The sequence below is a fragment of the Roseibium suaedae genome, from assembly GCF_900142725.1.
Lineage (GTDB): Bacteria > Pseudomonadota > Alphaproteobacteria > Rhizobiales > Stappiaceae > Roseibium > Roseibium suaedae.
The window spans coordinates 528,090-546,084 of record NZ_FRBW01000001.1 but is presented as its reverse complement, the minus strand read 5'-3'; the positions used below and the strand labels follow the sequence as shown (position 1 = coordinate 546,084).

Below are 17,995 nucleotides of genomic sequence, written 5' to 3'. Positions count from 1 at the left end.
CATCTCTTGTTTTCAAGAGTTTGCCGGGCGGCAAACCGGAAGCCGCATCGCCCCGAACCCGCTTATGGCGCGGACTTGTAGGCCCGCGCCTTTGCTCTCAGCGCGAACAGCTCCGGATCCTCGATGCCCAACAGCTCGAAGGCATCGGCCAGTTTCTCGACATAGTCGATGTTCGGCCCCAGATGCCCTTCTGCCCGTGCAATGATGCGGGCTGTTTCCTCCAGGCTCATCGGCGGCAGCAGCAACGGATTGTCCGGATTGACCACAAAGGACAGGGCTTCAACCGGGCCCTGCCTTGTTCCAACAGGCAGGAACTCGGGCACGTAGGAAAAGAAGAGCATTTCCCTGCGCCAGACAAAATGGCTCTCTTCTTCGGCGATTTCCGCCGGAATGCGGAACACGAGGCCATCACAGGATCCGCCCTTGTCGAGACCTGCCATCAGGCCTGGGCACCCCGGCGTTCCCCGGCCATATTCGGACCGAAGGCAGAAGCGGCGGTGATATCCGTCCAGATGCGCCCGGCGCACTTCTGAAAAATGAAACGCCGGTTCCCACATCAGCGACCCGTAGGCAAAGACCCACATGTCCTGCCCTTCCCGCCCGGCGAGCGTGGCACGGCGGGAGGCTTCCCGGTTCTCATCGCTGCGCCGCATGATTTGCGGCAGGCCGTTTTGCTTCAGCCTTTCATCCAGATCACTGAAATCGCGTGTCCTGTAGGTCGACTGGTCAGCAGGAACGATCTTGCCGCGCAGGGCAGGATGATGGCGGAACGGATCTTCAGTCACCTGCGGCAAATTCCTTGATCAGGCGGGGAAGCGGAAAGAAGTGAACCGAGCGGCGAACGCACTCTGACCCAGATGGTAAGAGCCGGAGACGGAAACTCAAGCACTTCCTGACCAACCAGCCGAGACCGCCCGGCCCATTCATTCGCCCTGTCAGGAGAGGCAGGAGAGAATGTCAGCTTCCGTGATGCGGCCCACCGGCCCTGCAGTTCCCATGACGAAGATATCGCCACACATGTCCTGCTTCTGCCGGATGACCTGGCGCAAGGGCGCATCCGGCGCACAAGTTGCGGCATCTGACGGCACAGGCATGCCTGCAAGATCTGCCATGACATCCTTGGCGCGCAGCACGTTCAGCGGGTTCATGTGCCCAACGAAATCCGCGACATAAGGCGTTGCAGGCCTGCGCACGATTTCCTGCGGCGTGCCGAGCTGGATCACCCGCCCGCCTTCCATGATCGCAATGCGCGAACCGATCTTGGCGGCTTCGTCCAGATCGTGGCTGACGAAAATGATGGTCCGGTTGAGGCTTTTCTGCAGGTCCAGAAGCTCGTCCTGAAGACGGTCGCGGATCAACGGGTCAAGCGCTGAGAAAGGCTCATCCATCAACAGGATAGGAGCCTCAGTGGCAAAGGCCCGGGCAAGTCCCACGCGCTGCTGCATGCCGCCGGAGAGCTCGTGAACATATTTTCCTCCCCAGCCGTCCAGGCCGACAAGCTTCAGCTGATCCTCGACCCTTGCACGCCGCTCCCGTTCCCGGACGCCGGCAAGCTCCAGACCGAAACCGACATTTTCGGCAACTGTGCGCCAGGGCAGCAGGGCAAATTGCTGGAACACCATGGCGATGCGGCGGCGGCGGAGGGCCTTCAGCTCCTCGGCAGAGCAATCGGCCGGATTGATCACGCTGTCCCCGTCCCCCACTTCGACTGCACCGCGAATGACCGGATTGAGACCGTTGACGGCGCGCAGCAAGGTGGACTTGCCTGATCCGGACAGGCCCATGAGAACGATGACCTCGCCCTCGTTGATATCGAAATTCGCTCCCGCCACCCCAAGGGTCTGGCCAGTCTGCGCCTGGATCTCCTCACGGGTCGCACCCTTGTCGATCAGGGGCAGAGCGGAAGCGGGCTTGTCGCCAAAGACAATATCGACATACTTCAGGCTTACGATCGGTCTGGTCATCCCTGCGCTCCCTTACCGTCCCGGGTCTGGAAAAAGCGGTCCAGGATAATGGCAATCAGGACGATGGCGACGCCCACTTCAAAGCCCTTGGCGATATCAGCCCGGCCCAACGCACGGACGATCTCCGTGCCAAGACCCGGCGCGCCAACCATACCGGCGATCACCACCATGGAAAGGGACAGCATGATGGTCTGGGTCAGGCCTGCCATGATCTGCGGCAGCGCATAGGGCAGCTCGATTTTCCAGAGGATCTGGGACTTGGTCGCCCCGAAGGCCTGCCCGGCTTCCAGAAGATGGGTCGGAGTCGTGGAAACACCAAGCTGGGTCAGACGGATCGGCGCGGGAATGGCGAAGATCACCGTCGCGACAAGACCCGGCACCATGCCGAGACCGAAGAGAATGAGCGCCGGGATCAGATACACGAAAGTCGGGATGGTCTGCATCATGTCCAGGATCGGGCGCATGACGAGATAGAGCCTGGGGCGGTGAGCGGCGGCCACACCGATCGGCACGCCGATCAAGACACAGACGAATGTGGAAGCGATGACCAGGGCCAGCGTTTCCGTTGTCTCGGTCCAGTAGCCCTGATTGATGATCAGAAGCAGTGCAACAGCGACAAAGGCAGGAAAGGACAGGCTGCGCCGGACAAGATAGGCAAGACCGGTGGCCAGCGCGACGATCACGAGCGGATGGGGCGCCTGCAGGAGATACAAGATGCCATCGATCATGCTTTCAAGAGCGACGGATATGCCGTCGAACACCCAATAGGCGTTGTCTGTCAGCCAATCCACCAGGGCCTTTGCCCAGGCTCCAATGGGGATCTTGTGATCAATCAGCCAGTCCAAAACTCGGATCTCCAGGAATATTTCCGGATTTCCCCTTGCCTGGGATCACCGGGACTGCCGCACCGGACAGACCGGCGCGGCACTTCAAATGCATGATTTCAGGATAATGTCCCGAAGTCAGAGGGCCTTCTTCACCGCATCGAGACCTGCAGAGCCATCGAACGTGGTCACGCCATCAAGCCAGACACCATAGACGTCCGGGTGCTTCTTCAGCCATTCGCGGGCGGCATCCTTGCCGTCCTTGCCGTCGTTCAGGATAGCACCCATGATCTCGTTTTCCATCGGCAGGGTGAACTCGAGGTTCTGCAGCAGCTTGCCGACATTCGGGCACTCGGCGACGTAGCCCTTGCGAACGTTGGTATAGACAGTGGCCCCGCCATAGTCCGGACCGAAGACATCATCGCCACCATCCAGATAAGCCATCTCGAAATTGGCGTTCATCGGATGCGGCTCCCAGCCGAGGAAGACGATGTCCTTGTTGCGCTTTTCGCTGCGCGCAACCTGGGCCAGCATGCCCTGCTCGGAAGACTCCACAACGTCGAACCCCTTGAGGCCGAAGGTATCCTTGTCGACCATATCGAGGATCAACCGGTTACCGTCATTGCCCGGCTCAATCGCATAGATCTTGCCGTCCAGATCATCCTTGAACTTGGCAATATCGGCAAAAGTCTTCAGACCCTTGTCATAGGTGTATTTCGGCACAGCCAGCGTATATTTCGCGCCATGCAGGTTGGCACGCACGGTCTCGACACTGCCCTCCTCGCGGAATGCAGCGATATCGCCTTCCATCGTGGGCATCCAGTTGCCGAGGAACACGTCGATCTGACCGTTCTTCAGCGAAGCATAGGTGATCGGCACAGCAAGGACAGTCGTTTCGGTCTTGTAGCCGAGGGCTTCCAGAACCACAGTTGTCGCGGCCGTTGTCGCGGTGATGTCGGTCCAGCCCACATCCGAGAACCGCACAGTCTGGCAGCTTTCCGGCTCAGCGGCATGGGCACCTGCAGTCAGGGCAAAAGTCATCGCAACCCCAGTGGCCAGCTTGGCAACAAGGTTCATGGAAGATCCTCCTGTTTTCATAAATTCCAGTGCACGGCTATGGCGTCAACATGCCGGGGACGCTAGACAAGTGGCCGCCTCGACCCATGTCAGAACATGGGAATGCAACCAGCTCTGACCACCCCGAAGCGGTTTCAGCCGTCGATTTCGCGCTAAGGCAAACATTTTAGGACAAGGATTTCAAGTTTTTTATTGATTGACTGATCAATCAAAAATAAATTGCCCGGGTTATCTGGAGTTCGGCATGCCCAAAGTCGGAATGGAAGTCATCAGGCGGAAGAGCCTTATAGAAGCCACCGTGGACGCAATCCACGAGAAGGGCTTCTGTGACGTGACCGTTGCACAGATTGCAAAGAAAGCCGGCGTCTCCCCTGCCCTCGCGCATCACTATTTCGGCTCCAAGGACCAGCTTCTTGCCGCCACCATGGGTCAGCTTCTGCGAGACCTCAGCGACGGCATCCGCCAGCGGCTGGCAAAGGCAAAAACACCAAGAGAGCGGATCTCCGCAATCATTGACGGCAATTTCTCTCCCGCCCAGTTCCGCCCGTCGGTCATCGCGGCCTGGCTGGCTTTCTATACCCAGGCCCGCACAACCCGGAGCAGCCAACGGGTGTTGACGATCTATTCCGCACGGCTGCGCAGCAATCTGACCTACAACCTGCGCGCCTTCATGCCGCGCGAACTGGCCTTGATTGCTGCGGAAGGCACTGCCTCCATGATCGACGGCGTCTGGATCCGCCAGGCGCTGTCCGACGGCCCGAGCGACCGGGAAACCGCCATCGCCATGGTCGAGGACTATGTTGAAACACAAATCAGGCTTCATGCCGGAAAGGACGCAGCAGCCGGCGCAACCGGCAGTCCCAAAAGCCAATGACAGATATCTACGATTATATCATCGTGGGCGCCGGATCTGCCGGATGCGCCCTCGCCTATCGCTTGTCCGAGAACCCGTCCATCCGGGTGCTGCTGCTGGAATTTGGTGGCACGGACGCGGGTCCGTTCATCCAGATGCCTGCGGCCCTGTCCTATCCGATGAACATGTCCCGCTATGACTGGGGCTTTGAAAGCGAAGCCGAACCGCACCTCGGCGGGCGCAAGCTTGCGACCCCGAGAGGCAAGGTGATCGGCGGGTCTTCATCCATCAACGGTATGGTCTATGTGCGCGGACATGCGCTCGATTACGACACCTGGCAGGACATGGGCGCCTCCGGCTGGTCCTATCAGGATGTGCTGCCCTATTTCCAGCGAATGGAAACAAGCCACGGCGGCGAAGCCGGGTGGCGCGGAACCTCCGGCCCCTTGCATGTCACCCGCGGCACCAAGTGGAACCCGCTGTTCGATGCCTTCAAAACTGCCGGGAGCCAAGCCGGCTATGGCCTGACCGAAGACTATAACGGCTCCCGGCAGGAAGGCTTCGGCGACATGGAGATGACGGTCTATAAGGGCCGCCGCTGGTCTGCTGCCAATGCCTATCTGAAACCTGCCCTCAAACGTCCCAACCTGCAGCTCATCAAGGGAGCCCTGGCCCGCCGTGTCCTCTTTGAGGGCAACAAGGCAAGCGGCCTGGAATATGAGATCGGCGGCGAGATCCAGAGCGTACGCGCTGGCCGCGAGGTCATTCTGGCGGCATCCTCCATCAATTCGCCCAAACTGCTGCTGCAGTCCGGCATTGGCCCGGCAGCGCATCTTCATGCCCACGGGATCGACGTGCTGGCAGACAGACCGGGCGTCGGCCAGAATCTCCAGGACCACCTGGAGCTCTACATCCAGCAGGCCTGCCTGCAGCCGATCACGCTCTACAAGCACTGGAACCTGATTTCCAAGGGCCTCATCGGCCTGCAATGGCTGCTGCAGGGTCGCGGCCTCGGTGCGTCGAACCATTTTGAAAGCTGTGCCTTCATCCGGTCCGGAGCAGGTGTCCAGTATCCGGACATCCAGTACCATTTCCTGCCCTTTGCCGTGCGCTACGACGGCAAGGCAGCGGCAGAAGGCCATGGTTTCCAGGCCCATGTGGGCCCGATGCGGTCGAAATCCCGGGGACGGGTTGAGCTGACGTCAGCTGATCCGCGCGAGAAACCGTCGATCCTCTTCAACTACATGTCCCATGAAGACGACTGGGCGGATTTCCGCACGGCCATCCGTCTGACCCGCGAGATCTTCGGCCAGGATGCTTTCACGCCTTATAGGGGCAAGGAGATCCAGCCAGGGTCAGCGGTCCAGTCCGATGCGGAACTCGATGACTTCATCAAGGAGCATGTCGAAAGCGCCTATCATCCCTGCGGCACCTGCAAGATGGGCGCGGCAAACGACCCGCTCGCGGTGGTCGATCCGGAGTGCCGCGTGATCGGCGTGGAAGGCCTCAGGGTTGCGGACAGCTCGATTTTCCCGCAAATCACGAATGGCAACCTGAACGCCCCGTCGATCATGGTCGGTGAAAAGGCCGCCGATCACATTCTGGGCAAAGGAATGCTGCCAAGATCCAATGCGCAGCCCTGGATCCATCCGGACTGGGCAACCCGTCAACGCTGAACGCCGTGAAGCTGCACCGGGAACCCGGGGCAAGAACAGACAAGAGAGACAGACATGCGCGCACAACCCACCGCCTCCCATTATATCGGCGGCCGTTATGTGGAAAGCGAAGCTGGAGAACCCTTTCCCTCGATCTATCCGGCGACAGGTGAAGCCATTGCCACGTTGAGAAGCGCGGATGATGCCATCATCGCGGCAGCAATCGCCTCTGCCGTCGAGGGCCAGAAGATCTGGGCGGCCAAGGCACCGTCTGAACGGGCCAGCGTTCTGCGCCGGGCAGCGCGGATGCTGCGCGAGCGCAACCACGAACTCTCTGTTCTGGAAACTCTCGATACGGGCAAGCCGTTGCAGGAGACCCTCGTTGCGGATGCGGCTTCCGGCGCGGAGTGCCTTGATTATTTCGGCGCCCTCGCCTCCTCCCTGACCGGCGAGTACATCGACCTTGGCGGCTCCTTCGCCTACACCCGCCGCGAGCCGCTGGGCGTGTGCGCAGGCATCGGCGCCTGGAACTATCCGATCCAGATCGCCGCCTGGAAGGCCGCCCCTGCCCTTGCCTGCGGCAATGCCATGGTCTTCAAGCCCTCCGAGATCACGCCTCTGTCCGCACTGAAGCTGGCCGAGATCCTGACGGAAGCAGGGCTGCCGGACGGGGTCTTCAACGTCATCCAGGGCTTTGGCGATGTGGGCGCGAAGCTCGTGACCCATCCGTCCATTGCCAAGGTCTCTCTGACTGGGTCGGTTCCGACGGGAACGAAGGTCGCAGCCCTTGCAGGCGCGCATCTGAAAAAGACCACCATGGAGCTAGGCGGCAAGTCTCCCCTGATCATTTTCGATGATGCGGATCTGGAAAGCGCCGTCTCCGCTGCGATCAACGCCAATTTCTATTCCAGCGGCCAGATCTGCTCCAACGGAACCCGTGTCTTCGTCCAGAGCGGCATCCGGGACCGGTTCCTGGATCGGCTGGCAGAGCGTACGGCAAATGCGCGGCTTGGGGATCCGCTGGACGAGGCGACGAACATCGGCCCGCTGGTTTCCCTGTCTCAATACGACAAGGTTCTGCACTATATCTCGCTCGGCAAGGGCGAAGGCGCCCGCCTCATCTGTGGTGGCCAGGCCGCGAAGGTGCCGGACTTCCAGGATGGGCTCTTTGTCGAGCCGACCGTCTTTGCCGATGTCACAGATGACATGCGCATTGCCCGGGAAGAAATCTTCGGCCCGGTGATGTGCGTTCTGTCCTTCGAGAGCGAAGACGACGTCATTCCCCGCGCCAATGACACCACCTTCGGACTGGCCGCCGGCGTCTTTACCAGGGACATTCAGCGCGCCCACCGGGTCATCGGCAAACTGCAGGCAGGCACCTGCTGGATCAACACCTACAATCTGACACCGGTCGAAATGCCGTTCGGCGGCAACAAGCAGTCCGGCATCGGCCGGGAAAACGGCCATGCGGCGATTGAGCACTACAGCCAGATCAAGAGTGTCTATGTCGAAATGGGCAGCGTCGAAGCCGCTTTCTGATCCCCGGCACACGACCGGACCCTTCAAGGCCGCGCAGCAAAGAAAAGCTGTCGCGGCCTTTTTCATCAGGCCCTATAAGCAGCAGCATGCGAAATCTTGATGTCCTGATCATCGGCGCCGGGGCCGCCGGCCTCATGTGTGCCATTGAAGCCGCCAAGCGCGGCCGGAACGTGCTGGTGCTCGACCATGCCCGCAAGCCTGCCGAAAAGATCCGGATTTCAGGCGGGGGCCGGTGCAACTTCACCAATCTCCACGCCACGCCCGCCAATTATCTTTCCCAGAACCCGAGGTTCTGCGTGTCCGCGCTCAAGCGCTACACCCAGCATGAATTTCTGGCGATGGTGGACCGTCACCGGATCCCCTGGCACGAAAAGACACTTGGCCAGCTCTTTTGCGATGACAGCGCCCAGGACATCATCGCCATGCTACTGCGCGAGTTGGAAAACGCTGGCGGCAAGCTGCAGCTGGAGACAAGCGTTACAAGCATCGAGAAGACCGGCGACCGGTTTCACCTTGCCACCAGCGGCGGCCCCATGTCCGCCCAGTCGCTGGTCATCGCGACAGGCGGCCCTTCCATCCCGAAGATGGGTGCAACCGGCTTCGGATATGACGTGGCCCGCAGGTTCGGCCTGAAGATTGTCCCGCCCCGGGCAGGTCTCGTCCCCCTGACATTCTCCGATGCCAACAAGGACCTTTGCCAGCGGCTCGCGGGCGTCTCCATCGACGCCCTCGTGACCTTCGGCAAGACCCGGTTCCGGGAAGGCCTGCTCTTTACGCATCGGGGGCTTTCCGGACCCTCGATCCTGCAGATTTCCTCCTACTGGCAGGAGGGCAAGCCGCTCACCATCGACCTCAATCCGGCAACCGACGCCTTTGAGGTGCTCCGGCAGGCCCGCACCCAGTCCCCACGCCAGGACCTCAAGACTGCCCTCACCCAGGTGCTGCCTTCACGTGTGGCCGAGGAATTCTCCAAAGAGTTCGGTCTCGCCGGCCGTCTTGCGGACCAGTCCGACAAGAAACTGCGTCATGCGGCAGATCACGTGAACGGTTGGCAGGTGCTGCCTGCGGGCACGGAAGGATATCGCACCGCAGAAGTCGCGCTTGGCGGTGTCGACACGGATGAGCTTTCTTCCAAGACCCTGGAAACCAAATCCGTTCCGGGTCTCTTTTTCATTGGCGAAGTCGTTGATGTTACGGGGCATCTTGGTGGGTTCAATTTCCAGTGGGCCTGGTCATCCGGCTGGGCAGCCGGACAGGCGGTCTGATCGCGCGAATTATTTCAGACATAAAGTTTGCTGCTCCGCACACAAGATGATGACCGCTCCTCTTTTGGCGCTATACTGCCTGCCAAAAGGGAGGCTAAATGCGCAGGGTCACCATTCATGATGTAGCCAGCAAGGCAGGCGTCAGCCTTGCCACCGTGGACCGGGTGCTGAATGGCCGGCCAGGTGTGCGCAAGGTCACAATCGACCGGGTTCAGGCCGCCGTCCGCGACCTCAACTACGAGCCGGACGCCTTTGCCGCAGGCCTCGCCAAAAGACGAAGCTACCGCCTGCATTTTCTCATTCCCAACGGCCCGAATGCCTTCATGGAAGACCTGAGCCGGGAGGCGCGGGACTTTGCCGCAACGCTGATGCGCGAACGCGTAAGCGTCCACATCGAGCCCATCGACGCCTTTGATGCCCACCGTGTCACGGGAACCCTGGCCATTCTGGACAAGTCGGTCTGCGACGGCGTTGCCGTGGTCGCGCCCTCCTTTCCGGAAGTACGCGCCGCCATCGACCGGCTGCAGGACCGGGGCGTGCATGTGGTCACCCTGGTCTCCGACCATCCGGCTTCTTCCCGTCGCCATTTCGTCGGCATAGACAATATGGCTGCGGGCCGCGTCGCCGGGCGCCTGCTCGGCCGTTTCCTGCCCAAGGAGCCCGCCAAGATCGCCTTCATTGCCGGGTCCCTCGGCCTGCGCGACCATGCGGACCGCTATGCCGGCTGCACCCAGGTGATCGACAACGAGTTCCCGCATCTTGAGCTTCTGAAAGTCCGCGAAGGCCGGGACGACAATGGCAAGAACCACGATATTGCCCTGAAGCTTCTGGCGGAACACCCGGACCTTGCCGGGCTCTACAACATCGGCGCGGGCAATCGCGGACTGATCGCAGCGCTTGAAGAAACCCGAAGGGGCGCAGGCCTGACCTTCATCGGTCACGAACTCACCCCCTACACCCGTGCAGCCCTCCAGAACGGCACCATGGACGCCCTGATTGCCCAGGATCCGGGCCATGAAGTGCGCAGCGCCATCCGTGTTCTCAAGGCCCTTTGCGACGGCGCACCGATCGTCGAAGGCCAGGAGCGGATCGGCATCGACATCTTTCTGAAGGACAATCTTCCGGATCTCGCCTAAGCTGCTGGCAGGGAGACCAGCCAGCAAAAGCTGTAGAGATGACAAGGGCGAATGCCCAGACGGGAGGAACTGACCAGAAATGAGTAACGCACCTCAAGCGATTCAGAATCCGATTCTGCCCGGCTTCAATCCGGACCCATCTATCTGCCGGGTCGGCGACGACTATTACATCGCGACCTCCACCTTCGAGTGGTTCCCCGGCGTTCAGATCCACCATTCGAAAGACCTTGCCAACTGGCAGCTGGCGGCACGCCCCCTCAATCGGGCAAGCCAGCTCGACATGCGCGGCAATCCGGACAATTGCGGCATCTGGGCCCCCTGCCTTACCCATTCTGACGGCCTGTTCTGGCTGGTCTACACGGACGTGAAGCGCAACGAGGGCAACTTCAAGGACACGCATAATTACATCGTGACCGCGCCGAGCATTGAAGGCCCCTGGTCCGATCCGGTGCGGGTGAATTCCTCCGGCTTCGACCCTTCACTTTTTCATGACGACGACGGCCGCAAGTGGTTCGTCAACATGGTCTGGGACCAGCGCAAGACCCCGACGGCCTTCGCCGGTATCCTGCTGCAGGAATATGACCCGGTTCAAAAGCGTCTCACCGGCCCGGTGCGGAACATCTTCAAGGGCACGGAACGGGGCCTGGTGGAAGGGCCACATCTCTACAAGCGCAACGGCTACTACTACCTGCTGACAGCAGAAGGCGGCACAGGCTACCGGCATGCGGTCACCCTGGCCCGCTCCAAACGGCTGACAGGTCCCTATGAACTGCATCCGGACAAGCATGTGGTCTCGTCGCTGACCTTCCCAGACAATCCGATCCAGCGGGCGGGCCACGGCGACATCGTCGAGACCCAGACCGGCGAAACCTATCTGGTCCATCTCATGGGCAGGCCGGTCCCCGGTCTGAACCGCTGCCAGATGGGCCGGGAAACTGCGATCCAGAAATGCGTGTGGGGCGAAGATGGCTGGCTGCGGCTTGAAGGAAAGCCACTTGAGCCGCAAGGGACCGTCATGGGTCCGGCACTACCGCCGCACCCCTTTCCGGCGGAGCCTGTGCGGCAGGAGTTTGACGGCGACGCCTTACCCCCGGCCTTCCAGTGGCTGCGCTCTCCCGAGCCGGACCGGCTCTTTTCCACCACCGCCCGCAAGGGGCATCTGCGGCTGTACGGTCGCGAATCCCTCGGCAGCTATTTCGAGCAGGCACTCGTCGCCCGCCGTCAAACCAACTACCACTACCGGGCTGAGACCAGCGTCGATTGCGATCCCGAGACCTTCCAGCACACAGCCGGGCTGATCGCCTATTATGGCCGGTTCCAGTTCTTCTATCTGGCGGTGACCTGGGACGAGAAGATCGGCAAGTGCCTGACCATGATGGCCTGCCACGGCCGCTTCCCCTCCGGCGATCTCACCTTCCCGCTGGACGCCCCCCTGCCTCTGAGCTCCAGCGGCCCTGTGCGGATGAAGGTTGAAACCCAGGGGCAAGCCCTGCGGTTCTGGTATGCAGTCGAGGGACATGACTGGAATCGCATTGGTCCCGTCTTTGATGCCACGATCCTGTCGGATGAGGCGGGACGCGGCGAACATGGCAATTTTACCGGTGCCTTTGTCGGCATGCATGCCATGGACCTGACAGGACAGGCCTGGCCGGCGGACTTTGATTACTTCGCCTATCAGGATCTACCCTAGCGGAATCATGACCTAATTGCCGTTTGACGCTTCGTCCCCCGTGAAAACCAGATTATAAAACTCACATATTCCCGTTGACGCGGGGGACCAGAGACCGCATATCTAGAACCATGCGCCTGACTCAACAAACCAATTACGCGGTTCGTGCGCTGATGTACTGCGCCGCGAACCCGGAGCGTCCTAGCAAAGTTGCGGATATCGCAGCCAGCTTCGACATGTCTGAAACCCACCTGTTCAAGATCATGAAGGTTCTGGTCGATGCAAATCTGATCAAGACCATTCGTGGCCGGAACGGCGGTGTGATGCTTGCCCGCCCCGCAGAGACGATCACCGTGGGTGAAGTCGTCCGCGCTGCGGAAGAAAGCTTCCTTCTGGCAGAGTGTTTCGACTCGGGCCGCACAGACTGCCCGCTGATCATGTCCTGCGGCTTCAACGGCATTCTTCATGAAGCGCTGGAAGCCTTCATGGACGTGCTGGACACCAAGACCATTGGCGACCTCTCCGAGGACCGCCCGTCCCTTCGTCATCTTCTGAAGATCGAAGAGAAGTTCCCGGTCGCAGCCGCCAGCTGACGTATTTGCACGGAACCACCGGCCCGGGTCAGGCCAGCCGGTGGTTTCGTGCGTTTTGATTTCCGTGATCTGATCATCAAAAAAGCCCCGGCGCCTATGGCACCGGGGCTTTTTGTTACTGTCGTGGTGTTTGACGCGACCACGTCGCGTGCCCTGTGAAATGACCTGGCTGGCTGACCGCTGAGGGAGAGGAGAGGGCGGTTGGCTTGCCGGACATTCTAGCACTGGGCTAGCCCGCTGCAGGGATCCGAAGGACGCGATTTCCGAACCGCTGCAGATCAGGCATTGCCTTCATACTTAAACTTGAGTATCAGTGTCAACAATAAATGTTGAGTTTCTTACTCATATTTTGAATCGTTCAAAACTAGCGACTGAAGGCTCGAAAAATGCAGATGTCCAACGTACGGCGTGACAAGCTTACCCTGTCCCTGAACCGGCCCCGTTCGTCCCAGCAAGATGGCCCGAAAGACCTGGTTCTCGATACCAAATCGCTGTTCAAGGGCACGCGCGAGCTAAAGATCCAGCACAATGCCGAGACTTACCGATTGACGATCACCAAGCTGGGCAAGCTGATCCTGACCAAGTGAGCGAAGATCCGGGATCTCATTTAATTCCCGGCAAACGGTGCTGCTTCCAAATCAGGTCCCGGCTCAAGGCCGGGACAGCGCGGAGCCGATCTTTAAATACGCTTCCTCTCAACAAAAAACCGGCGGCCAATGGCCGCCGGTTTCGCGTTTCAGGACAAGGATGATCCTGATCACTTCATCTCGGACACGACTTCAAAGCCGTTTGCGCCAACCTTGAACAGGGAATAGGCGCCCGGAACGTCACCGGCCTGATCGAAGTTCAGGTCGCCAGCAGCGCCCTTGTAGTCGATGGCTTTGCCAGCTGCGATCAGCTCCTTGGCCTTCTTCCACTCGCCCGGCAGGATGGCTTCGCCTTCACCGCTGGACACGGCCCGCAGAGCTGCCGGAATGCCCGCCTTGTCGCCGCCAGCCTTTTCCACGGCCAGAGCCAGCAGGAAGGCAGCGTCATAGGAGGTGGTGACGAAGATCGCATCCGGATCGCCGCCAGCGGCCTTGAAGGCTTCGTTGAAGACGTTCAGGGCATCGGACTTCTCGCCAACCGGAGAGGAGGCGTAGAAGGTGGTGAGGTTTTCAGCGCCGAGTTCCTTAATCGGAGCGTCGGACTTCATGCCATCGCCGCCGATGAACTTTTCGAAGAAGCCGTTTTCCAGAGCCTGACGCAGCAGGGTGAGACCGGTGCCATCGCCGTAGTCGAAGATCACCAGCGTGTCTGCGCCACCAGAAGCCAGGTCGGCCAGGTTCGAACGGTAAGAGGCCTTGCCGTCTTCATGGGCTGCAAAGCCTGCGATTTCGCCGCCCTGTGCTTCAAACTCGGACTTGAAAGCATTGGCAAGACCGGTGCCGTAGTCGTTGTTGATATAGGCGACGGCAACCTTCGAATAGCCTTCTGCCTTCAGGGTACGGGCAAGAGCGCGGCCCTGGAAGTCGTCAGACGGAACGGTGCGGAACACGGTGTCATTGTCAGCAAGACCGGTGATTTCCGGCGAAGTGCCGGACGGGGTCACGACGGTAACGCCTGCCGGAATGGTCACGGAACCAGCAGCAGCCAGAACAGCGCCCGAGCAATGCGGGCCAACGATGGCGGTGACGCCTTCGATGTTCACAGCCTTGGTGGCCGCATCCGTGCCACCCTGCGGGCTGCAGGCGCTGTCGCCGACTGCACCGACGATCTTCTGGCCATCCAGAACACCGCCCTGCTCGTTGACTTGCTGGAAGGCAAGCTGAGCTGCGTCGATCATGGCCGGGGCCATGGCCGCGATCGGGCCGGAGACACCGCCAAGCAGGCCGATCTTGACGTCAGCATGGGCCGGAGCGCCGGCCAGAGCCGTTGCAGCGAGCAGGCCACCTGCCAGCGCCAGCGCGAAGAACTTGGACTTCATAAAACTACCTCCACTCATCACCGGGCGGATGCCCGGGAAACTCTTTGCCGTTGACCGTCTGGCGCATTTGGCTGCGCCAGCGGGACCCTCAATCTTTTTCCTGTGCCGACACCTGGGCCGGCCGGCTCTCGCCCCGGGTCGGTTCCGGCAGAATGCCTTCCGGACGGAACCGCAGCACCAGCTGCAGCATCAGGCCGATCAGGAACAGGCGGATGTATTTCGCCTTGATCGCATACTCGGCCGGAAGCTGGTCGGTTGCAATCTCGGACATGGACCAGATGATCCATACAACCGCAGCCCCGAGGATGGCGCCCTTGTTGTTCCCCTGCCCGCCCAGGATCAGCATGATCCAGACAAGGAAGGTCGCAACCATCGGGTCAATGGCCTCCGGCGTGATCGACCGGTTGAAATGGGCAAATAGCGCTCCGCCAAGCCCCATCAATGCAGCCCCGAACATGAAGGCTTCGAGACGGCGCCCCTCGATGTTCTTGCCCATGGCGCGTGCGGCAAGTTCATTGTCGCGGATCGCCCGCATCATGCGGCCCCAGGGCGCATTGAACTGACGCTGAACCAGGAAATAGCACAGGCCCAGGCACAGAAGGACAATCGACAGATAGGCCGCCTGGGACTGCACATAGGGCAGATCGCCGAAGGGGCGCGGGATGTTGGTGATGCCGCGGGCGCTGTTGGTCAGCGTCTCTTCGGACTTGACCACGAGCCGGATGATTTCCGCAACGCCGATGGTGGCGATGGCAAGATAATCCGAGCGGAAGCGCAGGCAGATCTTGCCAATCGGCCAGGCAATCAGACCGGCCGCAACCATGGCTCCGGCCCAACCGACGAAGAACGGCATCTCGAAACCGCCGAGGCGGCCTTCCGCATAGGGAGAGGTCAGGATCGCGGAGGTATAGGCACCGACCGCGAAGAAGCCGGCGATCCCGGCATTGAAGAGGCCTGCAAAGCCCCATTGTATGTTCAGCCCCAGCGCCAGCAGCGCATAGATGCCGATGAAGATGCCCATGAACAGGGCGTAGTTGGCAAGACCGATCAGTTCCATCGCCGTGCCTCCTTAAAGAACCTTGCCGCGCAGCAGACCCGTCGGGCGCACCAGCAGCATGAACAACAGGATGACGAAGGCCATGGCCGCCTTGTATTCGCTCGGCAGCACCAGAACCGACAGTTCTTCCGCAACACCGACCACAAGACCGCCCAGAACCGCACCCTCGACCCGGCCAACCCCGCCCAGAATGGCGGCGGCGAACATCGGCAGCAGCATGTTCCAACCCATCATGGACTTGATCTCGGTGTTGATGCCGAGGAACACGCCGGAGGCCGCACAAAGACCGCCAGCGATGATCCAGGTGAGCATCACGACCTTGCGGTTGTCGATGCCGGAGAGCAGAGCCAGATTTGGATTGTCGGACATGGCGCGCATGGCCTTGCCCCACTTGGACCGGGCCAGGAACAGCATCAGGCCGCCCACGAGGAACAGCATGAAGAGCACGGTGTAGATCTCACGATCCTTTATCCGCAGGCCAAAGTAGGTCTGCGGACGGACGATACCGCGCACATAGCTTTCCGCATCCACGCCCCAGATGACCTGCACGACCGAGCGGATCATCAGCGCGATGCCCAAGGAAGCCATCACCGTCACGATCTTCGGCCGCTCGCGCAGGTGCTCGTAGAACACCTTGTCGATGCCGACGGCGACCGCCGCCGTGAAGATCATCGCCACGGGCAGGGCCGCAAGCGGCGGGATCCCCAGACCGGTCACCACGGCCAGCGCGACAAAGGCCCCGAGGGTTGCCAGATCGCCCTGTGCCAGATGCGCATAGCGCAGGATGGCAAAGACCAGCGTGATGCCAACAGCACCGAGGGCATAGATGGACCCGAGCACAAGCCCCGGAATAATGTAGAAATTCACAAGTTCAAGGAAGGTCATGTCCGGTCCTCATCCGCCGAGGAACATTTCGGCGACTTCACGGTCAGCCAGAAGTTCGGCGCCCGTGCCTTCGTGCCGGTTCTGGCCTGCCGCCAGAACATAGCCGCGGTCGGCAAATGCCAGTGCCTGTTTCGCGTGCTGCTCGACGAGCAGGATCGCAACGCCCGTTGCCCGCACATCGCGGCAGATCTGGAAGATCTGCTCCATGTACTTCGGCGACAGGCCTGCCGTCGGCTCATCCAGCAGCAGCAGCTTCGGGTCGAGCATCAGCGCGCGGCCCATGGCCACCATCTGGCGCTGACCGCCGGACAGGCTGCCTGCCATCGTCTTGCGGCGCTCCTTCAGATCGGGGAACAACTCATAGACCCGGTCATAGGCAGCAGACAGATCGCCCTTCTTCAGGAAGGCGCCCATCTCCAGATTCTCGTGGATCGACATCTCCCGAAAGATGTTGTCGACCTGCGGCACATAGCAGATGCCCCGCTGGACGATCCGGTTCGGCGCCCAGTTGAGGATCTCGTCACCGTCAAAAAGGATCGAGCCGCCACGCAGGGTCAAAAGGCCGAAGACCGACTTCATCGCCGTGGATTTGCCTGCCCCGTTGGGGCCAACGATCACGACAATCTCGTCACTGGCAACGTCAATCGAGACGCCATGGAGGATATCCGCATCCCCATAGCCGCCGCGCACATTCTTCATGGAAAGCAACGGGGTCATGCCGCATCTCCTGCCGTTTCGCCGAGATAGGCTTCCAGCACACGGGCATCGGAGCGCACGGTCTGGAAATCTCCCTGGATCAGCACCCGCCCCTCGGCCATGCAGACCACCGGATGACAGAGCTTCTCGATCATTTCCATGTCGTGCTCAATCAGGATGAACGTGTATCCGCGCTCCCGGTTCAGGATCAGGATCTTTTCTTCCAGCTTGCGCAAAAGGGTGCGGTTGACGCCGGCAGCCGGTTCATCGAGCAGCACCAGCTTCGCATCGGTCATCATGGTACGGCCGAGTTCCAGCAGCTTCTTCTGCCCGCCGGAGAGCTCGCCTGCCCGCTGGCCCGCCACATGGGTCAGTTCCAGGAACTCCAGCGTCTCCCACGCCTTGCGTTCCACCTCCGCCTCGTGGCGCTTGACGCTGCCCCAGGAAAGCCAGTTGGAAAAGAGATTCTCGCCAGGCTGGCCCGGCGGCACCATCATCAGGTTTTCCAGCACCGTGAGACGGTGAAATTCGTGCGGAATCTGGAACGTGCGCACCAGCCCCTTGTGGAACAGCACGTCACTGGACGCACCCGTCACATCCTCGCCGAGGAAGCGGATCGTACCGCCGGTTGGCTTCAAGGCTCCGGCGATCAGATTGAAAAGTGTGGTCTTTCCGGCCCCATTCGGGCCGATCAAGGCCGTGATACTGCCCTGCTCGACGTTGAAGGAACATCCATTCACGGCCCTGAAGCCGCTGAAGTCCATCACGAGCTGGTCGAGTTCCAGCATTTATGCTCCTTGCGGCCGTCCCCCGGCC

Annotated in this window: 17 protein-coding genes; 8 read left to right on the top strand and 9 right to left on the bottom strand. The window is 60.7% G+C overall.

The window, feature by feature from the left end; genetic code table 11:
* Positions 1–62 precede the first annotated feature (62 nt).
* From BUA94_RS02480 to BUA94_RS02465, 4 genes are all read right to left on the bottom strand, one after another.
* Complete coding sequence (locus BUA94_RS02480; RefSeq protein ID WP_139250989.1) at positions 63–785, bottom strand: gamma-glutamylcyclotransferase; 723 nt, start codon at positions 783–785, stop codon at positions 63–65.
* Between the two features lie 150 nt (positions 786–935).
* The gene (gene choV / locus BUA94_RS02475; RefSeq protein ID WP_073008346.1) at positions 936–1,964 is read right to left on the bottom strand and encodes a choline ABC transporter ATP-binding protein; all 1,029 of its coding nucleotides are present in this window, start codon (positions 1,962–1,964) and stop codon (positions 936–938) included.
* Positions 1,961–2,809 carry a choline ABC transporter permease subunit gene (gene choW, locus BUA94_RS02470; RefSeq protein ID WP_073008343.1) on the bottom strand — a complete coding sequence of 283 codons (849 nt, stop codon included), beginning with the start codon at positions 2,807–2,809 and terminating at the stop codon, positions 1,961–1,963. Before choW ends, choV begins: the two co-directional genes overlap by 4 nt.
* 117 nt (positions 2,810–2,926) lie before the next feature.
* Complete coding sequence (locus BUA94_RS02465) at positions 2,927–3,865, bottom strand: choline ABC transporter substrate-binding protein (RefSeq protein ID WP_073008340.1); 939 nt, start codon at positions 3,863–3,865, stop codon at positions 2,927–2,929.
* A 244-nt stretch (positions 3,866–4,109) separates the two neighbouring features.
* Between BUA94_RS02465 and betI the strand changes: the two genes are divergently transcribed.
* The 8 genes from betI (at position 4,110) to hemP (ending at position 13,162) form a co-directional block, all read left to right on the top strand.
* Positions 4,110–4,739, top strand: a complete 630-nt coding sequence (gene betI, locus BUA94_RS02460) for a transcriptional regulator BetI (RefSeq protein WP_073008337.1) — start codon at positions 4,110–4,112, stop codon at positions 4,737–4,739.
* A complete protein-coding gene (gene betA, locus BUA94_RS02455; protein WP_073008334.1) occupies positions 4,736–6,394 on the top strand; it encodes a choline dehydrogenase in 1,659 nt (552 codons plus the stop codon). The genes betI and betA overlap by 4 nt, the downstream gene beginning before the upstream one ends.
* A gap of 54 nt (positions 6,395–6,448) precedes the next feature.
* Positions 6,449–7,912, top strand: coding sequence for a betaine-aldehyde dehydrogenase (betB, locus tag BUA94_RS02450; protein WP_073008331.1), 1,464 nt, complete (start codon positions 6,449–6,451; stop codon positions 7,910–7,912).
* Between the two features lie 86 nt (positions 7,913–7,998).
* Positions 7,999–9,177: a BaiN/RdsA family NAD(P)/FAD-dependent oxidoreductase gene (locus BUA94_RS02445; RefSeq protein WP_073008328.1), complete on the top strand. Its 1,179-nt coding sequence runs from the start codon at positions 7,999–8,001 to the stop codon at positions 9,175–9,177.
* 98 nt (positions 9,178–9,275) lie between these two features.
* The gene (locus tag BUA94_RS02440; protein ID WP_073008325.1) at positions 9,276–10,313 is read left to right on the top strand and encodes a LacI family DNA-binding transcriptional regulator; all 1,038 of its coding nucleotides are present in this window, start codon (positions 9,276–9,278) and stop codon (positions 10,311–10,313) included.
* Between the two features lie 79 nt (positions 10,314–10,392).
* The gene (locus tag BUA94_RS02435) at positions 10,393–12,003 is read left to right on the top strand and encodes a glycoside hydrolase family 43 protein (RefSeq protein ID WP_073008322.1); all 1,611 of its coding nucleotides are present in this window, start codon (positions 10,393–10,395) and stop codon (positions 12,001–12,003) included.
* A gap of 110 nt (positions 12,004–12,113) precedes the next feature.
* The gene (gene rirA / locus BUA94_RS02430) at positions 12,114–12,575 is read left to right on the top strand and encodes an iron-responsive transcriptional regulator RirA (RefSeq protein WP_073008320.1); all 462 of its coding nucleotides are present in this window, start codon (positions 12,114–12,116) and stop codon (positions 12,573–12,575) included.
* A gap of 392 nt (positions 12,576–12,967) precedes the next feature.
* Positions 12,968–13,162, top strand: coding sequence for a hemin uptake protein HemP (gene hemP / locus BUA94_RS02425; protein ID WP_073010733.1), 195 nt, complete (start codon positions 12,968–12,970; stop codon positions 13,160–13,162).
* A 170-nt stretch (positions 13,163–13,332) separates the two neighbouring features.
* Here the strand turns inward: hemP and BUA94_RS02420 are convergent, their stop codons facing one another.
* From BUA94_RS02420 to BUA94_RS02400, 5 genes are all read right to left on the bottom strand, one after another.
* Positions 13,333–14,541, bottom strand: a complete 1,209-nt coding sequence (locus BUA94_RS02420; protein WP_073008317.1) for an ABC transporter substrate-binding protein — start codon at positions 14,539–14,541, stop codon at positions 13,333–13,335.
* A gap of 88 nt (positions 14,542–14,629) precedes the next feature.
* Positions 14,630–15,598, bottom strand: coding sequence for a branched-chain amino acid ABC transporter permease (locus tag BUA94_RS02415; protein ID WP_073008316.1), 969 nt, complete (start codon positions 15,596–15,598; stop codon positions 14,630–14,632).
* 12 nt (positions 15,599–15,610) lie between these two features.
* Positions 15,611–16,483 (bottom strand): branched-chain amino acid ABC transporter permease, encoded by an 873-nt coding sequence (locus tag BUA94_RS02410; RefSeq protein ID WP_073008314.1) that lies wholly within the window; start codon positions 16,481–16,483, stop codon positions 15,611–15,613.
* A gap of 9 nt (positions 16,484–16,492) precedes the next feature.
* Positions 16,493–17,200 (bottom strand): ABC transporter ATP-binding protein, encoded by a 708-nt coding sequence (locus BUA94_RS02405; protein WP_073008312.1) that lies wholly within the window; start codon positions 17,198–17,200, stop codon positions 16,493–16,495.
* Positions 17,197–17,967: an ABC transporter ATP-binding protein gene (locus BUA94_RS02400; protein ID WP_073008310.1), complete on the bottom strand. Its 771-nt coding sequence runs from the start codon at positions 17,965–17,967 to the stop codon at positions 17,197–17,199. The genes BUA94_RS02405 and BUA94_RS02400 overlap by 4 nt, the downstream gene beginning before the upstream one ends.
* Positions 17,968–17,995: the final 28 nt, after the last annotated feature.

Bases quoted from the DNA above. Each gene is read 5' to 3' on its own strand.
- choV (WP_073008346.1), bottom strand. From the start codon at position 1,964: ATGACCAGACCGATCGTAAGCCTGAAGTATGTCGATATTGTCTTTGGC.
- BUA94_RS02465 (WP_073008340.1), bottom strand. From the start codon at position 3,865: ATGAACCTTGTTGCCAAGCTGGCCACTGGGGTTGCGATGACTTTTGCC.
- betI (WP_073008337.1), top strand. From the start codon at position 4,110: ATGCCCAAAGTCGGAATGGAAGTCATCAGGCGGAAGAGCCTTATAGAA.
- betA (WP_073008334.1), top strand. From the start codon at position 4,736: ATGACAGATATCTACGATTATATCATCGTGGGCGCCGGATCTGCCGGA.
- betB (WP_073008331.1), top strand. From the start codon at position 6,449: ATGCGCGCACAACCCACCGCCTCCCATTATATCGGCGGCCGTTATGTG.
- BUA94_RS02445 (WP_073008328.1), top strand. From the start codon at position 7,999: ATGCGAAATCTTGATGTCCTGATCATCGGCGCCGGGGCCGCCGGCCTC.
- BUA94_RS02440 (WP_073008325.1), top strand. From the start codon at position 9,276: ATGCGCAGGGTCACCATTCATGATGTAGCCAGCAAGGCAGGCGTCAGC.
- BUA94_RS02435 (WP_073008322.1), top strand. From the start codon at position 10,393: ATGAGTAACGCACCTCAAGCGATTCAGAATCCGATTCTGCCCGGCTTC.
- rirA (WP_073008320.1), top strand. From the start codon at position 12,114: ATGCGCCTGACTCAACAAACCAATTACGCGGTTCGTGCGCTGATGTAC.
- hemP (WP_073010733.1), top strand. From the start codon at position 12,968: ATGTCCAACGTACGGCGTGACAAGCTTACCCTGTCCCTGAACCGGCCC.
- BUA94_RS02420 (WP_073008317.1), bottom strand. From the start codon at position 14,541: ATGAAGTCCAAGTTCTTCGCGCTGGCGCTGGCAGGTGGCCTGCTCGCT.
- BUA94_RS02415 (WP_073008316.1), bottom strand. From the start codon at position 15,598: ATGGAACTGATCGGTCTTGCCAACTACGCCCTGTTCATGGGCATCTTC.
- BUA94_RS02410 (WP_073008314.1), bottom strand. From the start codon at position 16,483: ATGACCTTCCTTGAACTTGTGAATTTCTACATTATTCCGGGGCTTGTG.
- BUA94_RS02405 (WP_073008312.1), bottom strand. From the start codon at position 17,200: ATGACCCCGTTGCTTTCCATGAAGAATGTGCGCGGCGGCTATGGGGAT.
- BUA94_RS02400 (WP_073008310.1), bottom strand. From the start codon at position 17,967: ATGCTGGAACTCGACCAGCTCGTGATGGACTTCAGCGGCTTCAGGGCC.